At 64.6% G+C, this 19,743-nt stretch carries 20 protein-coding genes; 16 read left to right on the forward strand and 4 right to left on the reverse strand.

Annotated features, from left to right (window positions below; translation table 11 throughout):
- The first annotated feature begins 137 nt into the window (after window positions 1–137).
- The 7 genes from JC607_RS09635 to JC607_RS09665 all read left to right on the forward strand — a co-directional run bounded on the left by JC607_RS09635 (window position 138) and on the right by JC607_RS09665 (window position 8,535).
- Window positions 138–1,157, forward strand: coding sequence for an Hsp33 family molecular chaperone HslO (locus tag JC607_RS09635; RefSeq protein ID WP_233092817.1), 1,020 nt, complete (start codon window positions 138–140; stop codon window positions 1,155–1,157).
- Window positions 1,147–1,767, forward strand: coding sequence for a CoA pyrophosphatase (locus JC607_RS09640; protein ID WP_198836709.1), 621 nt, complete (start codon window positions 1,147–1,149; stop codon window positions 1,765–1,767). The genes JC607_RS09635 and JC607_RS09640 overlap by 11 nt, the downstream gene beginning before the upstream one ends.
- A 13-nt stretch (window positions 1,768–1,780) precedes the next feature.
- Complete coding sequence (locus JC607_RS09645; RefSeq protein ID WP_198836710.1) at window positions 1,781–2,932, forward strand: CCA tRNA nucleotidyltransferase; 1,152 nt, start codon at window positions 1,781–1,783, stop codon at window positions 2,930–2,932.
- A 60-nt stretch (window positions 2,933–2,992) separates the two neighbouring features.
- On the forward strand, window positions 2,993–4,849 hold the full coding sequence (locus JC607_RS09650) for an ABC transporter ATP-binding protein (RefSeq protein WP_198836711.1): 1,857 nt from the start codon (window positions 2,993–2,995) through the stop codon (window positions 4,847–4,849).
- Window positions 4,846–6,708, forward strand: coding sequence for an ABC transporter ATP-binding protein (locus JC607_RS09655; protein ID WP_198836712.1), 1,863 nt, complete (start codon window positions 4,846–4,848; stop codon window positions 6,706–6,708). The genes JC607_RS09650 and JC607_RS09655 overlap by 4 nt, the downstream gene beginning before the upstream one ends.
- 4 nt (window positions 6,709–6,712) lie before the next feature.
- Window positions 6,713–7,936, forward strand: a complete 1,224-nt coding sequence (locus tag JC607_RS09660; protein ID WP_198836762.1) for a methyltransferase — start codon at window positions 6,713–6,715, stop codon at window positions 7,934–7,936.
- Between the two features lie 98 nt (window positions 7,937–8,034).
- Window positions 8,035–8,535: a murein L,D-transpeptidase family protein gene (locus JC607_RS09665; RefSeq protein ID WP_198836713.1), complete on the forward strand. Its 501-nt coding sequence runs from the start codon at window positions 8,035–8,037 to the stop codon at window positions 8,533–8,535.
- Window positions 8,536–8,622: 87 nt separating this feature from the next.
- On the opposite strand, the gene JC607_RS09670 is transcribed toward JC607_RS09665, so the two are convergent.
- A complete protein-coding gene (locus JC607_RS09670; RefSeq protein WP_198836714.1) occupies window positions 8,623–9,141 on the reverse strand; it encodes a CAP domain-containing protein in 519 nt (172 codons plus the stop codon).
- Window positions 9,142–9,385: 244 nt separating this feature from the next.
- On the opposite strand from JC607_RS09670, the gene JC607_RS09675 reads away from it, so the two are divergent.
- Together JC607_RS09675 and JC607_RS09680 are read left to right on the forward strand one after the other, a co-directional pair.
- Window positions 9,386–9,973, forward strand: a complete 588-nt coding sequence (locus JC607_RS09675; protein WP_198836715.1) for a L,D-transpeptidase — start codon at window positions 9,386–9,388, stop codon at window positions 9,971–9,973.
- Between the two features lie 144 nt (window positions 9,974–10,117).
- Window positions 10,118–10,294, forward strand: coding sequence for a hypothetical protein (locus JC607_RS09680; protein WP_092895724.1), 177 nt, complete (start codon window positions 10,118–10,120; stop codon window positions 10,292–10,294).
- 215 nt (window positions 10,295–10,509) lie between these two features.
- Here JC607_RS09680 and hemH read toward each other — a convergent pair whose 3' ends face one another.
- Both hemH and JC607_RS09690 read right to left on the reverse strand, forming a co-directional pair.
- Complete coding sequence (gene hemH / locus JC607_RS09685; protein ID WP_198836716.1) at window positions 10,510–11,562, reverse strand: ferrochelatase; 1,053 nt, start codon at window positions 11,560–11,562, stop codon at window positions 10,510–10,512.
- 72 nt (window positions 11,563–11,634) lie between these two features.
- Entirely contained in the window at window positions 11,635–12,456 is an 822-nt protein-coding gene (locus tag JC607_RS09690) for an SAM-dependent methyltransferase (protein ID WP_198836717.1), read from the reverse strand.
- Between the two features lie 56 nt (window positions 12,457–12,512).
- On the opposite strand from JC607_RS09690, the gene JC607_RS09695 reads away from it, so the two are divergent.
- From JC607_RS09695 to JC607_RS09710, 4 genes are read left to right on the forward strand one after another with little or no spacing between them, the layout of a single operon-like run.
- Window positions 12,513–13,307, forward strand: a complete 795-nt coding sequence (locus JC607_RS09695) for a ComF family protein (RefSeq protein WP_233092819.1) — start codon at window positions 12,513–12,515, stop codon at window positions 13,305–13,307.
- Window positions 13,308–13,342: 35 nt separating this feature from the next.
- Window positions 13,343–13,600, forward strand: a complete 258-nt coding sequence (gene grxC, locus JC607_RS09700; RefSeq protein ID WP_198836718.1) for a glutaredoxin 3 — start codon at window positions 13,343–13,345, stop codon at window positions 13,598–13,600.
- A complete protein-coding gene (locus JC607_RS09705; RefSeq protein WP_198836719.1) occupies window positions 13,600–14,442 on the forward strand; it encodes a carbon-nitrogen hydrolase family protein in 843 nt (280 codons plus the stop codon). Before grxC ends, JC607_RS09705 begins: the two co-directional genes overlap by 1 nt.
- Complete coding sequence (locus JC607_RS09710; protein WP_092895714.1) at window positions 14,439–14,885, forward strand: MarR family winged helix-turn-helix transcriptional regulator; 447 nt, start codon at window positions 14,439–14,441, stop codon at window positions 14,883–14,885. Before JC607_RS09705 ends, JC607_RS09710 begins: the two co-directional genes overlap by 4 nt.
- Before the next feature lie 28 nt (window positions 14,886–14,913).
- Here JC607_RS09710 and JC607_RS09715 read toward each other — a convergent pair whose 3' ends face one another.
- The gene (locus JC607_RS09715) at window positions 14,914–16,056 is read right to left on the reverse strand and encodes a polysaccharide biosynthesis/export family protein (RefSeq protein WP_198836720.1); all 1,143 of its coding nucleotides are present in this window, start codon (window positions 16,054–16,056) and stop codon (window positions 14,914–14,916) included.
- A gap of 144 nt (window positions 16,057–16,200) precedes the next feature.
- On the opposite strand from JC607_RS09715, the gene JC607_RS09720 reads away from it, so the two are divergent.
- From JC607_RS09720 to JC607_RS09730, 3 genes are all read left to right on the forward strand, one after another.
- Window positions 16,201–17,061: an NAD(P)-dependent oxidoreductase gene (locus JC607_RS09720; RefSeq protein ID WP_198836721.1), complete on the forward strand. Its 861-nt coding sequence runs from the start codon at window positions 16,201–16,203 to the stop codon at window positions 17,059–17,061.
- A 3-nt stretch (window positions 17,062–17,064) separates the two neighbouring features.
- The gene (locus JC607_RS09725) at window positions 17,065–17,688 is read left to right on the forward strand and encodes a sugar transferase (RefSeq protein WP_198836722.1); all 624 of its coding nucleotides are present in this window, start codon (window positions 17,065–17,067) and stop codon (window positions 17,686–17,688) included.
- A gap of 99 nt (window positions 17,689–17,787) precedes the next feature.
- Window positions 17,788–19,710 (forward strand): nucleoside-diphosphate sugar epimerase/dehydratase, encoded by a 1,923-nt coding sequence (locus JC607_RS09730; protein ID WP_233092820.1) that lies wholly within the window; start codon window positions 17,788–17,790, stop codon window positions 19,708–19,710.
- Window positions 19,711–19,743 lie beyond the last annotated feature (33 nt).

Consider the following 19,743-nt stretch of genomic DNA (forward strand, 5'->3'; position numbering starts at 1 on the left):
CGGGCGCCGTTCTGCCTCCAGCCTTGCCAGAGCCCGCCCTGATGGGCAAGGCTGATGGCGTGCGCGTGCAGAGCCCTGGCCCTGCCCGGGTCTCAGCCCTTCAGACATGCGCAAATTCCGCGCCCGAGGATAAATCTATGGCAACCGGGATCCAGATCGGCTCCAAAATCGCATGGGATGACACGGTCCTTCCCTTCCAGCTTGACCTCAGCGGCATCCGTGGCCGGGTCGCGCGGCTGGACGGGGTGCTTGACCAGGTCCTCTCGAAACACAAATACCCGCCCGCCATCGAGGCGCTGGTGGCAGAATGTGCGCTTCTGACCGCACTGATCGGGCAGACGATCAAACTGCGCTGGAAGCTCTCGCTGCAGATCCGGGGCAATGGTGCGGCCCGGCTGATCGCCACCGATTATTACGGCCCGACCGCAGAGGGCGAACCCGCCCGCATCCGCGCCTATGCCAGCTATGATGCCGACCGGGTTTCGGAAACCGATGATCCTTTCTCGCTGATCGGCGAGGGGTATTTCGCGGTCATGCTCGACCAGGGGGAAGGGATGCTGCCCTATCAGGGCTTTACCCCCATCGCCGGGGGCAGCCTGAGATCCTGTGCCGAAAGCTATTTCGCGCAATCCGAACAGATCCCGACCCGTTTTGCGCTGAGCTTTGGCAAAAGCCACGAGCCGGGGCGTGAGGCCGGCTGGCGCGCGGGCGGCATCATGCTGCAACATATGCCGCAAACCGGCGGTGTGGCCGCGGCGCAGGGCTCGGGCGAAAGCGGGCTGCTGACCCATGCCGATATTCTTTCCGGCGCACCGGCCGAGGACTGGAACCGCGCCAATCACCTCCTCGACACGGTCGAGACGCTGGAGTTGATCGGGCCCAATGTCGCGCCGACGGAACTGCTGGTGCGGCTGTTCCACGAGGAAGAGCCCCGGGTGTTTGACGCACAGCCGTTGCGGTTCGGCTGTTCGTGCTCGGAAGACAAGGTGCGCAACACGCTCTCGATCTACAGCCAGAAAGACATCGCCCATATGACGACAGCCGAAGGCAAGGTCACCGCCGATTGCCAGTTCTGCGGCGCGCATTACGAGATGGACCCGGCGACGCTCGGCTTTGAGGGCACAGCTGCGGCCAGCGCCACCGGCAATGGCGGCTAACCTTTCGCCCGAGACGCTGCGGCAGCTCCTGGCTTTGCCAGGGGCCGCCCTTCCATCGTCGGATTACGACCTGAACCCCGGCATCCGCCTGCCCGAGGGGCGCAAACTGCGCCCCGCTGCCGTGCTGATCCCGGTGCTGCTGACCCAGGGCGGCGCGCGGGTCATGCTGACGAAACGCTCCTCGCAGCTGAAACACCATCCCGGCCAGATCGCCTTCCCGGGCGGCAAGACCGACGAAGGGGATGCAGGCCCCGAGGCCACCGCCCTGCGCGAGGCATGGGAGGAGACCGGACTTGCCCCCGGCGCGGTCGAGATCCTTGGCCGCCTGCCGGACCATGAGACGGTGACCGGCTTTCAGGTCACCCCGGTTCTGGGGCTGGTAGCGGCCCCGTTTGCCCCGCGCCCCGAGGCCGGCGAGGTCGCAGAGGTCTTCACCGTGCCGCTGGCACATCTTCTGTCGATTCCGCGTTATTCGATCGAGCGGCGGATGTGGCGCGGTGAATGGCGACGCTATTACACCGTGCCCTGGGGGCCCTGGTATATCTGGGGCGCTACCGCTCGTATCCTGCGCGGCCTTGCCGGGCGCACCGCCGGGCGGGACGGGTCATGAGAACCACTGCATCATGAAGATTACCGGTGACTGGCTCACCCGCACCGAAAGCCAGCAGGTCTTTCACCTGCTGGAAAACGCGGGCCATCAGGCCCTGGCGGTGGGCGGCTGCGTCAGGAATGCGCTGATCGGCGCGCCGGTCGCTGATGTCGATATCTCGACCGATGCGCGCCCCGACCGGGTGATCGAACTCGCGCGCGCGGCGGGCTATCGCGCCGTGCCGACCGGGATCGACCATGGCACCGTCACCGTGATCATCGGTGACGCGCCCTATGAGATCACCACCTGGCGGCGCGATGTCGAAACCGATGGCCGCCGCGCCGTGGTGGCTTTTGCCGACCGGATCGAAGACGATGCCATGCGGCGCGACTTCACCATGAACGCGCTTTATGCCCGGGCCGATGGCACCGTGACCGACCCTCTGGGCAGCGGCCTCGCGGACGCCCTGGCCCGCCATATCCGCTTTGTCGGCACGGCAGAGGCGCGGATCCGCGAGGATTACCTGCGCATCCTGCGCTTCTTCCGCTTTTACGCCTGGTATGGCGACGCCGCCGAGGGCCCGGACCCCGACAGCCTCGGCGCCTGCGCGGCGCTGGCGGGCGGGGTCGACACGTTGTCGCGCGAAAGGGTCGGGGCCGAGCTGAAAAAGCTCCTCGCAGCCCCCGACCCGGCGCCGGCGCTGGCGGCGATGCAGGCCGCGGGCGTGCTGGCGGCCGCGCTGCCGGGCGCCGATGCGCGCCAGGTCGCCTTGCTGGTCCATTTCGAGGCGGGCCGCACCCCGCGCTGGACCCGCCGCCTCGCAGTCATGGGCGGCGAGAGCCTGCGCGAGACCCTGCGCCTCTCACGCGCCGAGAGCACAGAGATCACCCGCCTGCGTGAGGCCACCCTTGAAGGCGGCGCCCCTGCCCGGCTGGGCCATCTCCTCGGCACAGAGACCGCCACCGATGCCATTCTCGCGCGCGCGGCGCTGCTCGAATGCCCGCCGCCCCTGGCCTGGGAAGACGCGGTCGCGCGCGGTGCCGCCGCCACTTTCCCCGTCACCGCGGCGGATCTGATGACGGATTACAGCGGCCCCGCGCTTGGCCGGCGGCTGGCGGCGCTGAAAGAGGCCTGGCTCGCATCGGATCTGACCCTCGGCAGAGACGCACTGCTGGCTCTGCCCTGAGCCGCAGTTTCCTTCTGCCGCAAAACCGTATAGACACCCGGGACAAGTCCGGGTGCTGAAATGTTTCGCTTTTTCGAGGGTCTCGTCGACCCATATACCGCCTATTCCGAAACGGATACCCCGCCGCGCCGGCTCTGGCCCTGGCTGAGGGACTATATCCGCCCCTTCCGCAAGGTCTTTGCGGTCACCGGCACCCTGTCGGTGGCCTCGGCCTTCATTGAAGTGGCGCTGATCTGGTATCTCGGGCGGCTGATTGACCTGATGGTAACGTCGGGACCCGCCGCCTTTTTCGCCGAACACGGGCTGGAAGTGGCGCTGATCGCGCTGGCGGTCCTGGTGATACGCCCGATGATCCAGGTCGGCAGCGTGGCGCTGTTGCACAATACGATCCTGCCAAATTTCGGCACCATGATCCGCTGGCGGGCGCATCGCCATGTCCTGCGCCAGCCGGTCGGCTGGTTCGAGAGCGACTTTGCCGGCCGCATCGCCAACCGCATCATGCAAACGCCGCCCGCCGCAGGTGACGCGGTGTTCCAGACATTTGACGCGGTGGCCTTTGCCGCCGTCACGGTGGTCGGTGCCGGGCTTATGCTGGCCGAGGCCGATCCGCGCCTTCTGGTGCCGCTGGTGCTGTGGTTCGCGCTTTACATGGCGCTGGTCCGCTGGACGATCCGCCGCGCCGGCCCGGCCGCGATGGCAAGCTCGGATGCGCGTTCCGCCGTGACGGCGCGGGTGGTCGATGCCTATTCCAACATCCATTCTGTCAAGCTCTTCGCCCATCACGACCGCGAAATCCTGTATGCGAAAGAGGCGATCGAAAACGCCCGAGCGACCTTCCAGAAGGAAATGCGGATCATCACCAGGATGGATCTCGCGCTGACACTTCTGAACGGGTTCCTGATCATCGCGATCATCGGCTGGGCGGTCTGGCTCTGGGTTCAGGGTCAGGCCTCGACCGGAACCGTTGCCGCCGCTTCGGCTCTGGTTCTGCGGCTGAACAATATGACCTTCTGGATCATGTGGGCGTTTTCCGGCCTCGTCCAGGCTCTGGGCGTGGTGCAGGAGGGGATGCAGACCATCACCCAGCCCATTCAGCTGACCGATGTGACCGGCGCGAAACCGCTGGATTATCGCGAGGGGCTGATCGAGCTGAAAGACCTGCGCCACCATTACGGGCGTGAGGCGGGCGGCATCCAGGGCATCGACCTGGTGATCCGTCCGGGCGAGAAAATCGGTGTGGTCGGGCGGTCGGGCGCGGGGAAATCCTCGCTGGTGAAGCTGATCCTCAGGTTCTACGACCCCGAAGGCGGCCAGGTGCTGATCGACGGCCAGGATGTGACGAAAGTCACCCAGGATTCCTTGCGCCGGCTGATCGGCATGGTGCAGCAGGACAGCTCGCTGATGCACCGTTCGGTGCGCGACAATATCCTTTATGGCCGGCCGGATGCGACAGAAGACGAGATGATCGCAGCCGCCAGACGCGCCGATGCGCATGAGTTCATCCTGACGCTGGAAGACCCTGCAGGGCGCCGCGGCTATGACGCGCATGTCGGCGAGCGTGGCGTGAAGCTTTCGGGCGGCCAGCGGCAGCGGGTGGCTCTGGCGCGGGTGATCCTGAAAGACGCTCCGATCCTGATCCTCGACGAGGCCACTTCGGCGCTGGATTCCGAGGCCGAAGCGGCGATCCAGGCCGCGCTTTACGGGGTCATGCAGGGCAAGACCGTGATCGCCATCGCGCACCGGCTTTCCACCATTGCCGAGATGGACCGCATTGTCGTCCTGGATGATGGCCGCGTGGCCGAACAGGGCAGCCATGCCGAATTGCTGGCGCAAAACGGGCTTTATGCCCGGTTCTGGGCACGGCAATCGGGCGGATTCATCGGCCTTGAAGACCAGTCTGAGGATCAGCCGCAATGAGCGTTTTCGCCTGGCTCGGCGCAAGGATCGACGCGTTCCGCCCGGCGGATGGGCCGCCACCGCAGCAGCTCGGCGCCTTCATGCGCTGGTGCCTGCGCGGCGCCTGGCCCTGGATGGTGGTTGCGGGCGTGATTTCGGCACTGACCGGCGTGACCGAGGTGGTCAGCGCGATGATCCTCGGCCAGGTGATCGATGCCGCGGTCACGTCCGGGCCAGAGGCCTTTTTCAGCACCCATGCCTGGCTTTTGCTGGGCTTTCTTGGCTTTTACCTGATCGTAAGGCCACTGGCTTTCGGGCTTGGCAATGCCTCGAACGCGGTGGTGATCGGGCCGAATGTGATGCCCCTGGTCCTGTCGCGCCTGCATCGCTGGACGCTTGGCCAGCCGGTGACCTTTTTCGACAATGACTTTGCCGGCCGCATTGCCACCAAACAGATGCAGGCAGCCCGCGCCGTCACCGATACGGCCTCCGAGATCATCAACACCGTCTGTTTCGCGCTGGCCTCGGTAATCGGTTCAGCGATTTTCCTTATCGCCATCGACCCCATCGTTGCGGTCGCGCTGCTGGTCTGGCTGGCCGCGTATCTGCTGATGATCCGCTTCTTCCTGCCGCGGATCCGCAAGAATTCGGCCGCCCGCGCGGCAACCCGCGCCATGGTTTCGGGGCAGGTTGTCGACACGATCACCAATATCAAGACCGTCAAGCTGTTCGCCCATCACCGGTTCGAGGATGAAGTTGCGCTGAAGGCGATGGAGAATTTCCGCGACGCCTCACTGGAATATGGCGAGATCTCCACCTGGTTCCGGCTGGCGCTGATGACGCTGGCGGGGGTGCTGCCTGTGATGCTGATTGGCGGCACGCTGCTGCAATGGCAGGCCGGGGCGGCGACGGCGGGGGATATCGCGGCGGCGGGCGCAGTGGCGCTCAGGATCGCGCAGATGTCGGGCTGGGTCTCCTTCACGCTGATGGGGATCTATACCTCGGTCGGCGAGGTCGAGGACGGGATGAAGACGCTCTCGATCCCCCATGCGCTGGCCGATGCGGAAAGCGCGATCGAACTGCCAGGGATCCGGGGCGAGATCGGCTATAACGGCGTGACCTTTGCCTATGGCCGCACCGATGAGAAAGGCCGGGGCGGGGTGCGCGGCATCCGCCTGACCATCCTGGCGGGCGAGAAGATCGGCATTGTCGGCGCTTCGGGCGCGGGGAAATCGACATTGGTTTCGCTGCTGCTCCGGCTTTACGACCCGGAAAAAGGATCGGTCACCATTGACGGCCATGACCTGCGCGGCGTGACGCAGGAAAGCCTGCGCCGCCAGATCGGCATGGTCACGCAGGAAACCGCGACCTTCAACCGATCCGCCCGCGACAATATCGCTTACGGCAATCCCGAAGCCTCGCAGGCCGAGATCGAGGCCGCGGCGCGCGCCGCCGAGGCACATGACTTCGTCTCCTCCATGGTCGATCACCAGGGGCGCCAGGGCTATGACGCCTTCCTTGGCGAGCGCGGCGTCAAGCTTTCCGGCGGCCAGCGGCAGCGCATCGCTCTGGCGCGGGCCTTCCTGAAAAACGCACCGATTCTGGTGCTGGATGAGGCGACATCGGCGCTGGATTCCGAGGTCGAGGCTTCGATCCAGGAGGCGCTGGAACGGGTGATGCAGGGCAAGACCGTGCTTGCCATCGCGCACCGGCTTTCGACCATCGCGGCGATGGATCGCATCATCGTGATGGAAAAGGGCGAGATTGTCGAAGAAGGCAGCCATGAGGCGCTGCTGGCACAGGACGGGCGCTATGCGCGGTACTGGAAACGCCAGTCAGGCGGCTTCATCGTCACCGAACAGGAAGAAGCGAATGGGTGAAACGGTGCGGCTGGTCATTGACCGGCTGGGGCATCTGGGCGACGCGATCGCGTCTGGCCCCGAAGGCGCGGTGTTTGTGGCCGGGATGCTGCCGGGCGAAGAGGTCGAGGGCGTGTTGGACGGCGACCGTCTGACCGGTGCGCGGATCGTGACGCCGTCGCCTTACCGGGTGAAACCGCCCTGTCCGCATGCGAAAAGCTGCGGTGGCTGTCAGCTGCAACATGCCTCGGATGATTTCGTCGCCGGCTGGAAACGCGATGTGGTCGCCCAGTCGCTGCGTCTCCAGGGGATCGAGGCGCCGCTTTTGCCCGGGGTTGTGACCTCGCCACCCGCCACACGGCGCCGCGCGACCCTTTCGGGGCGGCGCACCAAAGGCGGCGTGCAGCTTGGATTTCACGCCAAAGGCCAGGAGCTGATCATCGCAGTGCCGGGCTGCAAACTGCTGCATCCCGACCTGATGGCCACCCTGCCCGCGCTGGAGGCGCTGGTGCAGTTCGGGGGCTCGCGCACGACTGAGATCCAGCTCCAGGTGACGCAGAGCCTCGCGGGGCCGGATGTGGTTGTGACCGGCGGTAAAGTGCTGGATGGCCCGGCGCAGATGGAGCTGGCGCGGATTGCCGAGCGGTTCTCCATCGCGCGGCTGACCTGGGACAAAGAGATCATCTCGCAACGCGAGGCGCCGGTGATCCGGCTGGGCACGGCGCGGGTTGAATTCCCCCCGGGCGCCTTTTTGCAGGCGACAGTCCAGGGTGAGGCGGCGCTGGTCAGCGCGGTGAAGACCGCCGTTTCGGGGGCGAAACGCATCGCGGATCTGTTCTGCGGGCTTGGCACTTTCGCCCTGCCGCTGGCGGCGGAGGCCGCGATTCATGCGGTCGAGGGCCACCCTGCCCTCACGGCCGCGCTTGAAAAGGCCGCGCGCAACACGCCGGGGCTGAAAAAGATCACCACCGAGACGCGCGACCTCTTCCGCCGCCCGCTAGAGACCGATGAGCTGAAGGGCTTTGACGCGGTGGTGATCGACCCGCCCCGTGCCGGGGCCGAGGCACAATGCCAGCGGCTCGCGGCGTCAGAGGTGCCGGTGATCGCGATGGTATCGTGCAACCCGGTCACTTTCGCACGCGATGCAAAGATCCTGATCGCGGCAGGCTACCGGCTCGACCAGGTCGAGGTGGTCGACCAGTTCCGCTGGTCGGTTCATATCGAACTGGCCGCCCGCTTTTCGCGTTGAAAATAACGCATCCGTGAGCCACAACCCCGCCGCGACTGCTGGCGTCACAAGGCGGCTTGGGCTATCGGGAAAGAAAACAGGCAGGCGGAAACCACCTCATGCGGGCATTCAGATTACTTCTCATCCTTGTGCTGGCCCTCGGGCTGGCGGCATGCGGCAAGAAAGATACCAAATTCCGGACCTATAAGGGGCCGGAAGTGACTGCGGTCGTCATCAAAAAGACCGAGCGGGTCATGTATCTCCTGCACAATGAAAAAGTGCTGAAGAAATATGATGTCGGTCTCGGCTTTGCCCCGGTTGGCCATAAGCAGTTCGAAGGGGACGGCAAGACGCCCGAAGGCACCTATTACATGACCTTCAAGAACCCGAATTCGCGCTATCACCTGTCGCTTTACGTGAACTACCCCAATGTCATCGACAAGGAATTCGCGCTTTTGCAGAATAAAAAGCCCGGCGGTGAGATCTTCATCCATGGCGGGCCGCGCAACAAAGTCTCGGTGCGGGACTGGACCGAGGGCTGTATCGCCGTGACCGATGATCAGATCGAAGAGGTCTATTCCATGGTCAATCTGGGCACGCCGGTACATATCCTGCCCTGAATTCTCGCCTCACAACCAGTATCCAAAACAAAAGGGCGGCCTGTGCAGGGCCGCCCGTTTTTCTTTGAATAGCGCTCTGATTCCGGATCAGCCGCCGGTTACCAGAGTCCACCAGATCTTGCCGCCCTCTTCCTGATGCCAGGCGAAGCCCGCCTCGCGCGCATTCGGATCGAGGATCACGTCGCGCTGATCCTTGGCCGCCATCCAGACCGAGAGCGTCTCAAGCTCGGTCTGATAGGTCTCCGAGATATTCTCGCCCAGAAGCCGCCCGTTATAGCCCGCGCGCTGCACCCGCGTCAGCGGCGAAGAGCCGTCAGAGCCGAAATGCCAGGGGCGATTCTGCACCGACATATCGCGCGAATGGGTCTCTGCCGCCGCATTCAGCGCCGCGCTGAAGGCCAGAGGCTGTGCGCCCTTTGCCCGCCGCATCGTATTGACGCTGTCGAGGAAGCGATAAGGGATCTGTTCGGCTACGGCCGGGGTGATGCGATAGATGCGCGGCAGCGGCTTGCCATCCGCACCAAGCTGCACCGGTTCGGTTCCCGCCCCCACACATGCCGCCAGCAGAAGTGCCGGCCCCAGGGTCAGGAATGCTCGTCTGTTCATGTTCTCACCAACTACTGCCCGTTTCGGTGTTTTGCCCCCTTTTATCCGTTCTGCGGCGCGGGCGCAAATGCTACGCGCAGGGCAGGCGCGCGGGACAGGCGCGCGGGCCACAGACCAGGTGCCACCCATTTGTCACGCCCCTGTCGGCTTGCCACAGATCACATCGGTTACAACCGTTTGATTTGCGCATCGCGCCGGAAAACACTAGGTTCCGCCCAAAAATACCCATTGCAGGAGTAACGAGATGTCCGCTGACCACCTGAATCGCCGCAGGGTGCTTGGCAATGTTGCCGCTTTCGGTGCCGTCGCCCTCGGAGCCGCCACGCTCGGCGCGGGGCTGACGCCGGCCCTCGCCCAGGATGTGGCGCGCAACAATGCCTCCAGCTTCCGGATGCTGGACTGGCGGGGCTATTTCGACAACACCCGCAAAGGGGCGATTCTCGTCGATATCACCTCGCGGGCGCTGCATTTCTGGTCGGAAGACCAGTCGATCTACCGGCTTTACCCGACTTCGGTGCCGCTCTCGGATGATCTGACCCGTCTGGGCCGGACCGAAGTGGTGCAAAAGGTCGTCAACCCGTCCTGGCGCCCGACGCCCTCGATGAAAGAGCGCAATCCGGAATGGCCGGATGTGGTCGAAGGCGGTGCTGCGGACAATCCGCTTGGAACCCGCGCAATGTATCTGAGCTGGACCTATTACCGCATCCACGGCACGCATGACACGCGCAAGATCGGGCGGAAATCGTCCAATGGCTGCATCGGCATGTATAATGAACACGTGCAGGAACTTTACGATATGGCGCAAATTGGCACACAAGTGTTGCTAATTTGACGACACTTTAGCCCTACATACAGCACCCGCTTGCCGCGAATTGCAATTTCCGGGGGCTCCTGATTAACAGACGGTTACGAGGACACTTGGGTGCATGTCGTGACCTCTGCAATACCACGGCATGCTGTAACTGGAGATTCTAAAATGAAAAAAATCGCGCTTGCCGCTGCTCTCTCGGTTGCCGCTTCGTCGGCTTTCGCAGGTGGTGTTGTTGAACCCCATATGGAGCCGGAAGTCGTGAAGCAAACGACGTCGTCCTCGGGCGGCATCCTTGTTCCGCTGCTGGTGCTCGTTGTGATCGCAGCAGCTGCCGCAAGCTGATCACTGAAGCAATTCATGGAAAGGGACGGCAGAGTTTCTGCCGTCCCTTTTCATTTGTGCCGATGCCTTGATGCGGGTGCCTTATGCCTGTGTCAGATCCGGGCGGCAGATGCCTCGATCGGACGCAAAGATGAACCCGCTCCGGGGAGATTGGACCCGCGGGATTAACCGTGAGAATCACCCCGCAGAGCCGCCTCAGAGCCGTCTGCGCCGGCTCAGACCCAGCCGGCCAGATTAGCCGCGATGATGCCGGTCAGGGCCTCGATATGGGCCGGATCGTCATTGAGGCAGGGAATATAGGTGAAGCGCTCGCCCCCGGCATGCAGGAAGGCCTCCTGGATCTCGCCCTGGATCTCTTCCAGCGTCTCGATACAATCGGCCGAAAAGGCTGGTGCGATCACTGCGATCCGCTTCTTGCCCTGTTTCGCCAGCTCGGCCACATATTCGACCGTATAGGGGCGCAGCCATTCCTCGGTGCCAAAGACCGACTGGAATGACGTATGCAGCTCTGCCTCGTCCCAGCCGAGCGCCTCGCGCAACAGGCGCGAGGTCTTGCGGCATTGGCAGAAATAGGGGTCACCCTCTTCGACATAGCGTTTCGGCATGCCGTGATAGCTTGCGACCAGCAGATCGGGGCGGTGATCCAGCGCCGCATAGGCGCGGGTGACCGACCCCGCCAGTGCCGTGATATAGGCCGGGTTGTCGTAATATTCCGGAACGATCCGGACCGAGGGCTGGCGCTTTTCCTGCATCAGCGCGCGGAAGAGCTGGTCATTCGCCGTCGCCACCGTTGCCCCCGCATATTGCGGGTAAAGCGGCAGGAAGGCGATCTTCCTGCACCCTTTTGCGATCAGCGCTTTCAGCTTTTCTTCGGTCGAGGGCTTGCCGTAACGCATGCAGAAATCGACCTCGACCCGGTCGCCGAACTGCGCCTTCAGCGACGCCGCCAGCGCCACAGTCTGCGCCTTGGTGATCGTCATCAGAGGCGATTCGTTCAGTTCTTCGTTCCAGATCAGCTTGTAATTCGCGCCTGAGGTGAAGGGGCGTTTCGACAGGATCACCGCCTGCAACAGCGGCTGCCATTTCCAGTCCGGGATATCGATCACCCGCTTGTCTGACAGGAATTCGTTCAGATAGCGGCGCATCGACCAGTAATCATAGCCGTCAGGCGTGCCGAGATTAGCGATCAGCACGCCGATCTTCTTGCTGCCCGTCACCGGATGCCCTTCGGGGAGCCCGTTCGCCGCGCTGATTCTCGCGTCAGTCATGCCTGTCGCTCCCTCTGCTGGTTGCGGGTCCGGGATACAGGCTTGACCTGTGGGGTCAAGCGCCAGGCCGCATCACGGCAAGCGGTGTTCCGTCGCATGAAGCGCATCCGCCAGCCGCGCGCGTGCCGATCCGGGGCGCAGCGGCTTTTGCTGGCTTTCATGCGGGGTCCAGCCGGTCAGGCAGATCACCTCGAATGTGGCCTCGATCCGGTCGCCGGCCGCCGGGAAATTCTGCCGATAGATCTCGCCCGCCCTGAGAAACAGCGCGCGCGATGTCGGGTGGCGCAACCGGGCTGCCAGCGCATTGGTCTCGCCCATCGCGCGCAGGTCCGACATCAGATGGAAAATGTCGCGATAGGCCACTTTGCGGGTGAAACTGTCCGCCACCGGCAGTGCGAATCCGGCGCGTTGCAACAGCGCGCCCAGATCGCGGATCTCGGCCATCGGCAGAATCCGGGGCGAGAGACCGCCGCTGATCTCGGCCTCGGCCTCGGCAAGACAGGCGCGCAGCTCATGCAGCGTTTGCCCGCCGAACAAAAGGGCTAGGAACAGCCCGTCGGGTTTCAGGGCGCGAAACCCCTGCACCATCTGCCCGACCGGGTCATCCGCCCAATGCAGGCTCATCGCGTGGATTACGGCATCCTGGCTGCCAGGGGCCAGGTCCAGCAGCGGCTGATCCGGGGATTGCGGCAGATCCGGCAGCGCCCCGGCCCAGAAATCCGGGAAACCGCTGATCAGAACCGGCGCCGTAAACCTCCTGTTAACCGAAAGCAGCCTTTCCTTGATCTCATCGGCAGCCTCTTCAAGCAGGAAAAAGGCCGGATCAGGCGAGGCAACCGCGCGGCGGCGGTGCAGCGAAAGGGCGTGGCGATCGGTCAGGACAGGTGCAGACATGGGGGCCGAAAATAGGGGGCGCGGGCAAAGATGCAAGCGAAGATACGGTGATCAGGATGCGGCAGGGCCGGACCGCCCTGCTGGCGAAAACACTGGGGCTCGGGGTGATCCGGGCGGTATTTCCGCCGCAATGCCTTGCCTGCGGCGCGCTGGTCTCGTCGGAGTTCGGGCTTTGCGGCAGCTGCTGGCGGGACACGCCGTTTATCACCGGCGCCTGCTGCGGCACCTGCGGCCTTGAGGTGCCGGCTGATCCGGATACCTTCGGGGCAGCTGGCGGCACAGGCAGTGGCGCAGGCGGCGGGGATCACCTTTGCGAGGAATGCCATGCCGCCCCCCGCCCCTGGGCGGCCGGGCGCTCGGCGATGCTGTACAGGGCGGTCGGGCGCAGCCTTGTGCTGGCGCTGAAACATGGCGACCGGCTGGATCTGGCGCGTCCAATGGGCCAGTGGCTCGCGCGTGCGGCGCGGCCCCTGCTGGCCGAAGGCATGGTGATCGCCCCCGTGCCGCTGCATCGCTGGCGGCTCTTTCGGCGGCAATACAACCAGGCTGCCCTTTTGTCGCATGAGCTGGCCCGGCTGACCGGGCTTGATCACGTCCCCGATCTGTTGATCCGCCCGCGCGCGACCGGCAGCCAGGAGGGCCGCTCGCGCGAGGCGCGCTTTGCCGCGCTTGACGGGGCATTCCGCATTTCGCCGCGCCAGGCCGCCCGGATCCGGGGCCGATCGGTGCTGCTGGTCGATGATGTGATGACCTCGGGCGCGACATTTTCCGCAGCCACCGCCGCCTGTCATGCAGCCGGCGCAGGGCCGGTATCCGTTCTCGCCCTCGCACGCGTTGCACGCAATGGTTAAATCCCTATAATTCCATCCGGAATGAGGGACCAGCCATGCCTAAAGTCGAGATCTACACCACCCCCACCTGCCCCTATTGCCTCGCGGCAAAGCGGCTTCTGACGAAAAAGGGCGTGGCCTTCACCGAGATTGACGTCAGCCGTGACCCCGATCTGCGGATCGCCATGACCAATCGCGCCGGCGGGCGGCGGACGGTGCCGCAGATTTTCATCGGCGAGACCCATGTCGGTGGCTCGGACGATCTGCATGCGCTGGAGCATGAGGGCAGGCTTGACCCCCTGCTGGCCGGCTGATGCGCGCGGCTCTGATCCAGCTGAATGTGACAGACGACCCGGCCGAGAATCTCGCCTCGGTCCAGGGCATGTTTCGCACCGCGGTGGCCTCGGGCGCGGATTTCATCCTGACGCCCGAGATGACCAATTGCCTGTCCTCATCACGCGACCACCAGCGCAGTGTTTATCACCATGAGGCCGACGACCCGACGCTCAGCGCCCTGCGCGAGGCGGCAGCGGCGGCGGGGAAGCATCTGCTGATCGGCTCGCTGGGGCTGTTGACCCAGGACGCTGACGGACGATTCGCGAATCGCTCCTTCCTGATCGGGCCGGATGGTGCCATCCTCGCGCGGTACGACAAAATTCATATGTTCGACGTCAATGTCTCGGAAACCGAGATCTACCGCGAAAGCGCAGGCTATCGGCCCGGCGACCGTGCCGTGGTGGCGGAAACGCCCTTCGGCAAGGTCGGCATGGCGGTCTGCTATGATTTGCGGTTCCCGCATCTTTTCCGCCGCCTCGCGAAAGGCGGCGCAGAGATCCTGACGGTGCCGGCGGCCTTCAACGACACCACCGGCCGCGCCCATTGGGAGACTCTGCTGCGCGCCCGCGCCATTGAAAATGGCTGTTTCGTCCTCGCCCCTGCCCAGACCGGTTTTCACCGCGAGGCGCATGGCCGCGGGCGGCGCACCTGGGGCCATTCGCTCGCCATCGCGCCCTGGGGCGAGGTGATCGCCGATGGCGGGACCGAGCCGGGCGTCACCCTGGCCGATCTCGACCTTTCCCAGATCGCGCGGGCGCGGGGCCGGGTTCCGGCGCTGACCCATGACCGCAATTTCAGCGGGCCGGATACGCCCCTATGAGCCAGGACCGCACCGAAGACATTGCCGTCGCGCTGTTTGGCGAATTGTTCATGACCGATCAGCTGGCGCGCAACCGCATCTCGAAGGCACTGCCCAAGGGCATGGAACTGTCGCAGTTTTCGGTGCTGAACCACCTCGCGCGGGTGCAGGATGAACGCAGCCCGGCGCAGCTCGCGCGCGCCTTCCATGTCACGCGGGGCGCGATGACCAACACGCTGTCGCGGCTGGAATGGGCCGGGCATATCCATATCCGCCCCGACTGGGATGACGCGCGCCGCAAATTCGTGGCGATCAGCCCCGCCGGACGCGCCGCCCGAGATGCCGCCGTCCAGGCGGTGACGCCGATGATTGCCGAAGTGGTCGAGGCGCTTGGCCAGGACCGGGTGCGCGCCGTCCTGCCGGTCCTGCGCGAGATGCGGGCAAGGCTGGAACAGGAGGGCTGAAGGCCCTCCCGCCCTCTCACTCCCGCAATCAGTTGTTCGAAATCGCCTGGGCCGCGCGTCCGATGCCCATCACTCCCGCCGCAAGGCCGATGATCGAAGCCGCCGAGCCGATCGGGCTTTCCGCTACCACAACCACATCCTTGTTCTGGATGTAGAACTGTCCGGCCGAGAACAGCCCGTCTGCCGAGGTCAGGTCGATGGCAAAGATCACGCGTTGCTTGTCCGGGCCCACGCCTGCCGCGCTGTTCGCCGCGCGCAGCGCGCCCGCCGGATAATTGCGCAGGACCAGCACCGATTTGGCATCGGCGCGCGCATCGTTCAGCCCGCCAGTCAGCGACAAAGCCTCCAGCGCGGTCACCCGCTCTTGCGGGAAGGGCACCTGCGATTCGGCGCCCGAAGCGCCCAGCGCGATGAAATAGCGCTCATCCGATTCGACATAGACCTTGTCGCCGCCACGCAGCGTGGTGTCCTGCGCCGGGTCTTTCAGCAGCCGGTCCGCCGAGATGCCATAGAGCTTGCCGTCGCGCATCAGCCGCACATAGGGGTTCTTCATCGCGACCGGAATCCCGCCGCCCATGGCAAGCAGGCCCAGCACGGTAAAGTCCCGCGAGGGCATCGGATAGCTGCCCGGCGCATTGACGCCCGAGACCAGATCGACGGTCGATTTATGCCCCGGCTGATGCGCGACCAGCACCTGCGACGAGGGCATGATCGTTTCGATTTTTTTCTGTACCGCCTCGCGCGCCTGGTCGGGGGTCATATTGCCGATATAGACCTTATCGGCGAAAGGCAGATAGATCGACCCTTCGGGCGAGACGGTAAGCCCCGGCAGCGCCACGAGTTTCTGCCCCGGCTGCGACAGGAGCGTCACATCCCCGGTCTCCCAGATCGTCAGATCGACCTTGTCGCCGGCCTGGATCGTATTGCCCGAAGGACCGCGCTTTTTCGTCAGCCAGCCCGAAGTGGCGGCGCCCCCGCCGAGGCCGGGCCAGCCCGAAACCCGCCCCACCGTATCGCGCGACACATGCACCACCTGGAAATCGGCGTCTTCGGCATCAGCGCCACGCAGGATCTCGCTCGCCTTCCCCGCCCCTCTCGGCGCGGTACAGCCGGCAAGTGACACAGAGACAGTGGCTGCGACAAGCAGCCTGACGACAGACGAGGAAAGCATACAAATCTCCGGCGGCAGCCCTGGAATTCCGGTGTCGTGCCTGTCCGCATATCCCCATATATGGACAGTTCGACCCCGGGGACCATAAGCTCTGGTCGGCTGCGGTCAATTGCCTGTGACATTGGCCGGGACGATTTGGCGGGAATGCGGCGCAAAAACCTGGGGGAAACTCTGTCAGATACCACTGTTATTGTAACCGGCGCGGCAGGCCGGGTTGGCTCGATCCTGAAACGGGTCTGGACGGCCGCGCCACCGCCGGCGCTGCGGTTTTTGTGGTCTTCGCGGCAGGAGGCCCCCGGCATCCGCTGGGAGATCGGCGCAGACCCCGTCCCGGACTGGCCGCATGATGCGATCCTGTTGCATCTGGCCGGCACGACCGGCGCGAGGGATCCCGGTGCCAATCCGGGTCTGATCCCGCCGGTACTGGAGGCCTGCCGCCAAAATCATGTCCGCCATCTGGTCTGTCTCTCGACTGCGGCTGTCTATGCGCCGGGGCCGGTACCGGCCCGCGAAAGCGACCCGCCTGCGCCGACGGGTCCCTATGGCGCGGCCAAGCTCGAGGCCGAGCGTCTGCTTGCGGCATCAGGCGTTCCGCTGACCATCCTGCGGCTTGGCAATCTGGCCGGGGCAGATGCACTTTTGGCCCCGCGCGCGCCCGGGCAGGACATCCGCCTCGACCCGGTCGCAGATGCGCCAGGCGGGCCATTGCGTTCCTGGATCGGCCCCCTCACCTTCGCGCAGGCGCTGGCCGCGTTGCTGGAGCGGATTGCGGCGGGCGAAGCCCTGCCGCCCGTGCTGAATATCGTGCAGGCGCCACCTTTGGGCATGGCAGATCTCCTGCGCGCGTCAGACCTCGCATGGGGCTGGGCCGCACCCAATCCAAAGGTGGTGCCGGTCGCAACCCAGGACAATGCCGCGCTGACCGCGCTGCTGCCGCTGCCTTCTGCCACGCCCGCACAGATCATCGCGGAAATCCAGGCGCTGCGCGCCCTGCCGGAGCCATAAACCATGCCCCCCGGAAAACGCCTCTTTGACCTTGTTCTCGCGCTGGTGGCAGCCTGTCTGCTGGCTTTACCGGCGCTGATCATCGCGATCTGGATCCTGATCCGTTCCGGCCGGCCGGTCTTCTACCTTGCCGAGCGGATGAAGACCCCCGATCAGCCGTTCCGTCTGTGGAAGTTTCGCACCATGACGGTGGACCACACGGTTGACCGCGCCGATACCGGCGTCTCGGGCGGCGATAAAAGCGCGCGCATTACCCGCGAAGGCCGCATCCTGCGCCGCTACCGGCTCGACGAGATCCCGCAGATCTGGAACATCCTCAAAGGCGATATGAGCATTGTCGGCCCGCGCCCGCCTTTGCGGCAATATACCCTGGCCTTCCCCGACCTCTACCGCGAGGTGCTGCAATGCCGCCCCGGCCTCACCGGCCTCGCCACGCTGCACTTCCACCGTCACGAGGCATGGCTGCTTGCGCAATGCCGTGACGCGGTCGAGACCGATGAGGTTTACCGGCGGCGCTGCGTGCCCAGAAAGGCGCATCTCGACCTGATTTACCGCGCCAAGCGCAGCCTTTGTTACGATATTGTCATCCTTGGCCGCACGATCGGGCAGGTTTTACGGCGGAAATAGGCCGGTAAGCGCCGCCGCCTCTCTGTGGCGCATGTTATGCTTGCCCTGTTGGTGGCATATGCTCATTCTGTACTTGGTATCCTGGTGACCTTTCTGACAATGACATCTTTTCGCAAGACGCTGTTCTGGATCTCCCAATCTCTGACCAGGCAGCACAAGCAACTGGCCATCTGGCTGCTCGATGTCTCGCTGGCCCCCTTCAGCTTTCTGCTGGCCTGCATTTTCACCTATAATTCGATCTGGCCCTCCGAGCAGCTCTCGCGGCTCGGGCTGGTCTTTCCGCTGCTGGCGGTGTTTGGCGGCTTTGCCTCGGTCGCCTTCGGGCTGCTGCGGGTCAAGCTGAAAAGCTATGAGACCTTCGGCACCATCGGGATCTTCCCCTATGCGGCAGTGGTGGCGGCGGGCGCCTTTTTCGTCACCAGCCTGCCGGGGTTGTATTTCCCCGTCGTCGGCACGCTGGCCTTTGCGCTGATCCTGTTTCTGTCCGCCATCGGGTCGCGGGTGATATTGCTGCAGCTTTACCTCTCGGCGCTGCGTTACAACAAAGTGCCGGTACGGGTGCTGATCTATGGCGCCGGCACCACCGGCCTGCGCCTCGCCTCGGCCCTGAAGGCGCATGAGACGATCCGCGTTGTCGCCTTCCTTGATGATGACCCGAACCTGTCCAGCCAGCGCATTGCCGGGCTGCGCATCCTCTCGCCCGAGCGGATTTCCGATATCGCCCGCAATCATGAGATCAACCGGGTGATCCTGGCGATCCCGTCGCTGTCGGCGCCGAAACAGATGCGGATCGTGCGGCAGATGCAGGCGCTCGGGCTGGAGGTGCAGGTGCTGCCCTCGTTCGAGCAGCTCGCTGGCGCCGAGATGCGGGTCGATACGCTGAAATCGGTTTCGCCGGGGCATTTCCTGAACCGTGACCGGCTTGATGTCGGCCTGCCCGACGGGTCAGACGCCTATTACGGCCGCTCGGTCATGGTCTCGGGCGCAGGGGGGTCTGTCGGGTCCGAGCTCTGCCGCCAGCTGCTGTCCTGCGGACCGGCGCGGCTGGTTCTGTTCGAGATGTCTGAACTGGCGCTTTACACCATCGAGCGCGAACTCGCCGCGATCCCCGGCGCGCAGGGCATCCATATCGAACCGGTGCTGGGATCGGTAACCGATGCCCGCACCCTGCGCCGCACCATCCTGGAAAACGGCGTCGAGGTGGTGCTGCATGCCGCCGCCTATAAACATGTGCCGCTGGTCGAGGCCAATCCGATTTCGGGTCTGGTGAACAATGTGCTGGGCACCAGGGCGCTGGCCGATGCCTGTGTCGAGGCGGGGGTGCAGCGCTTCCTGCTGGTTTCGACCGATAAGGCGGTCAGGCCGACGAATGTGATGGGCGCCTCCAAACGGCTGGCGGAACTGGTGATCCAGGACATGGCGCATCGCCACCCGGGCACGCATTTCTCGATCGTGCGGTTCGGCAATGTGCTGGGGTCCTCGGGCTCGGTCATTCCGCTCTTCAAGGATCAGATCGCGCATGGCGGGCCGGTCACGCTGACCCATGAAGACGTCACCCGCTATTTCATGACGATTTCCGAGGCGACGCGGCTCGTGCTGCTGGCGGGCTCGTTCGAGGATGCCTCGACACGCGGGCGCGCCAATGTCTTCGTGCTGGATATGGGCAAGCCGGTCCGGATCCGCGATCTTGCAACCCAGCTGATCGAAGCGGCGGGCTATACTTTGCGCGATGAGAACAACCCGACCGGCGATATTGAAATCACCGTCATCGGGCTGCGTCCTGGCGAAAAACTGCATGAGGAATTGCTGATCGGCGACGGCCTGTTGCGCACGCCGCATCCCAAGATCCTGCGCGCGAGTGAAGAAGACGAAACCCGGCTGGAAATTCCGCTTCTGCTGCAACGGCTTGGCCGGATTGCCGCCACGGGCGATGCCGCGGAAGCCCGTGAACTTGCGATCAGCGTCGCCTGCGGCACTGGCGAGGCGAGGCTGGATCTCAACGCGGCAGTGATGTCGCAGTGACGCGGTTCCTGCCAATCTGTGGGCAGCTGCGCA

The sequence above is a fragment of the Paracoccus sp. IB05 genome, assembly GCF_016405985.1.
GTDB lineage: Bacteria > Pseudomonadota > Alphaproteobacteria > Rhodobacterales > Rhodobacteraceae > Pseudogemmobacter.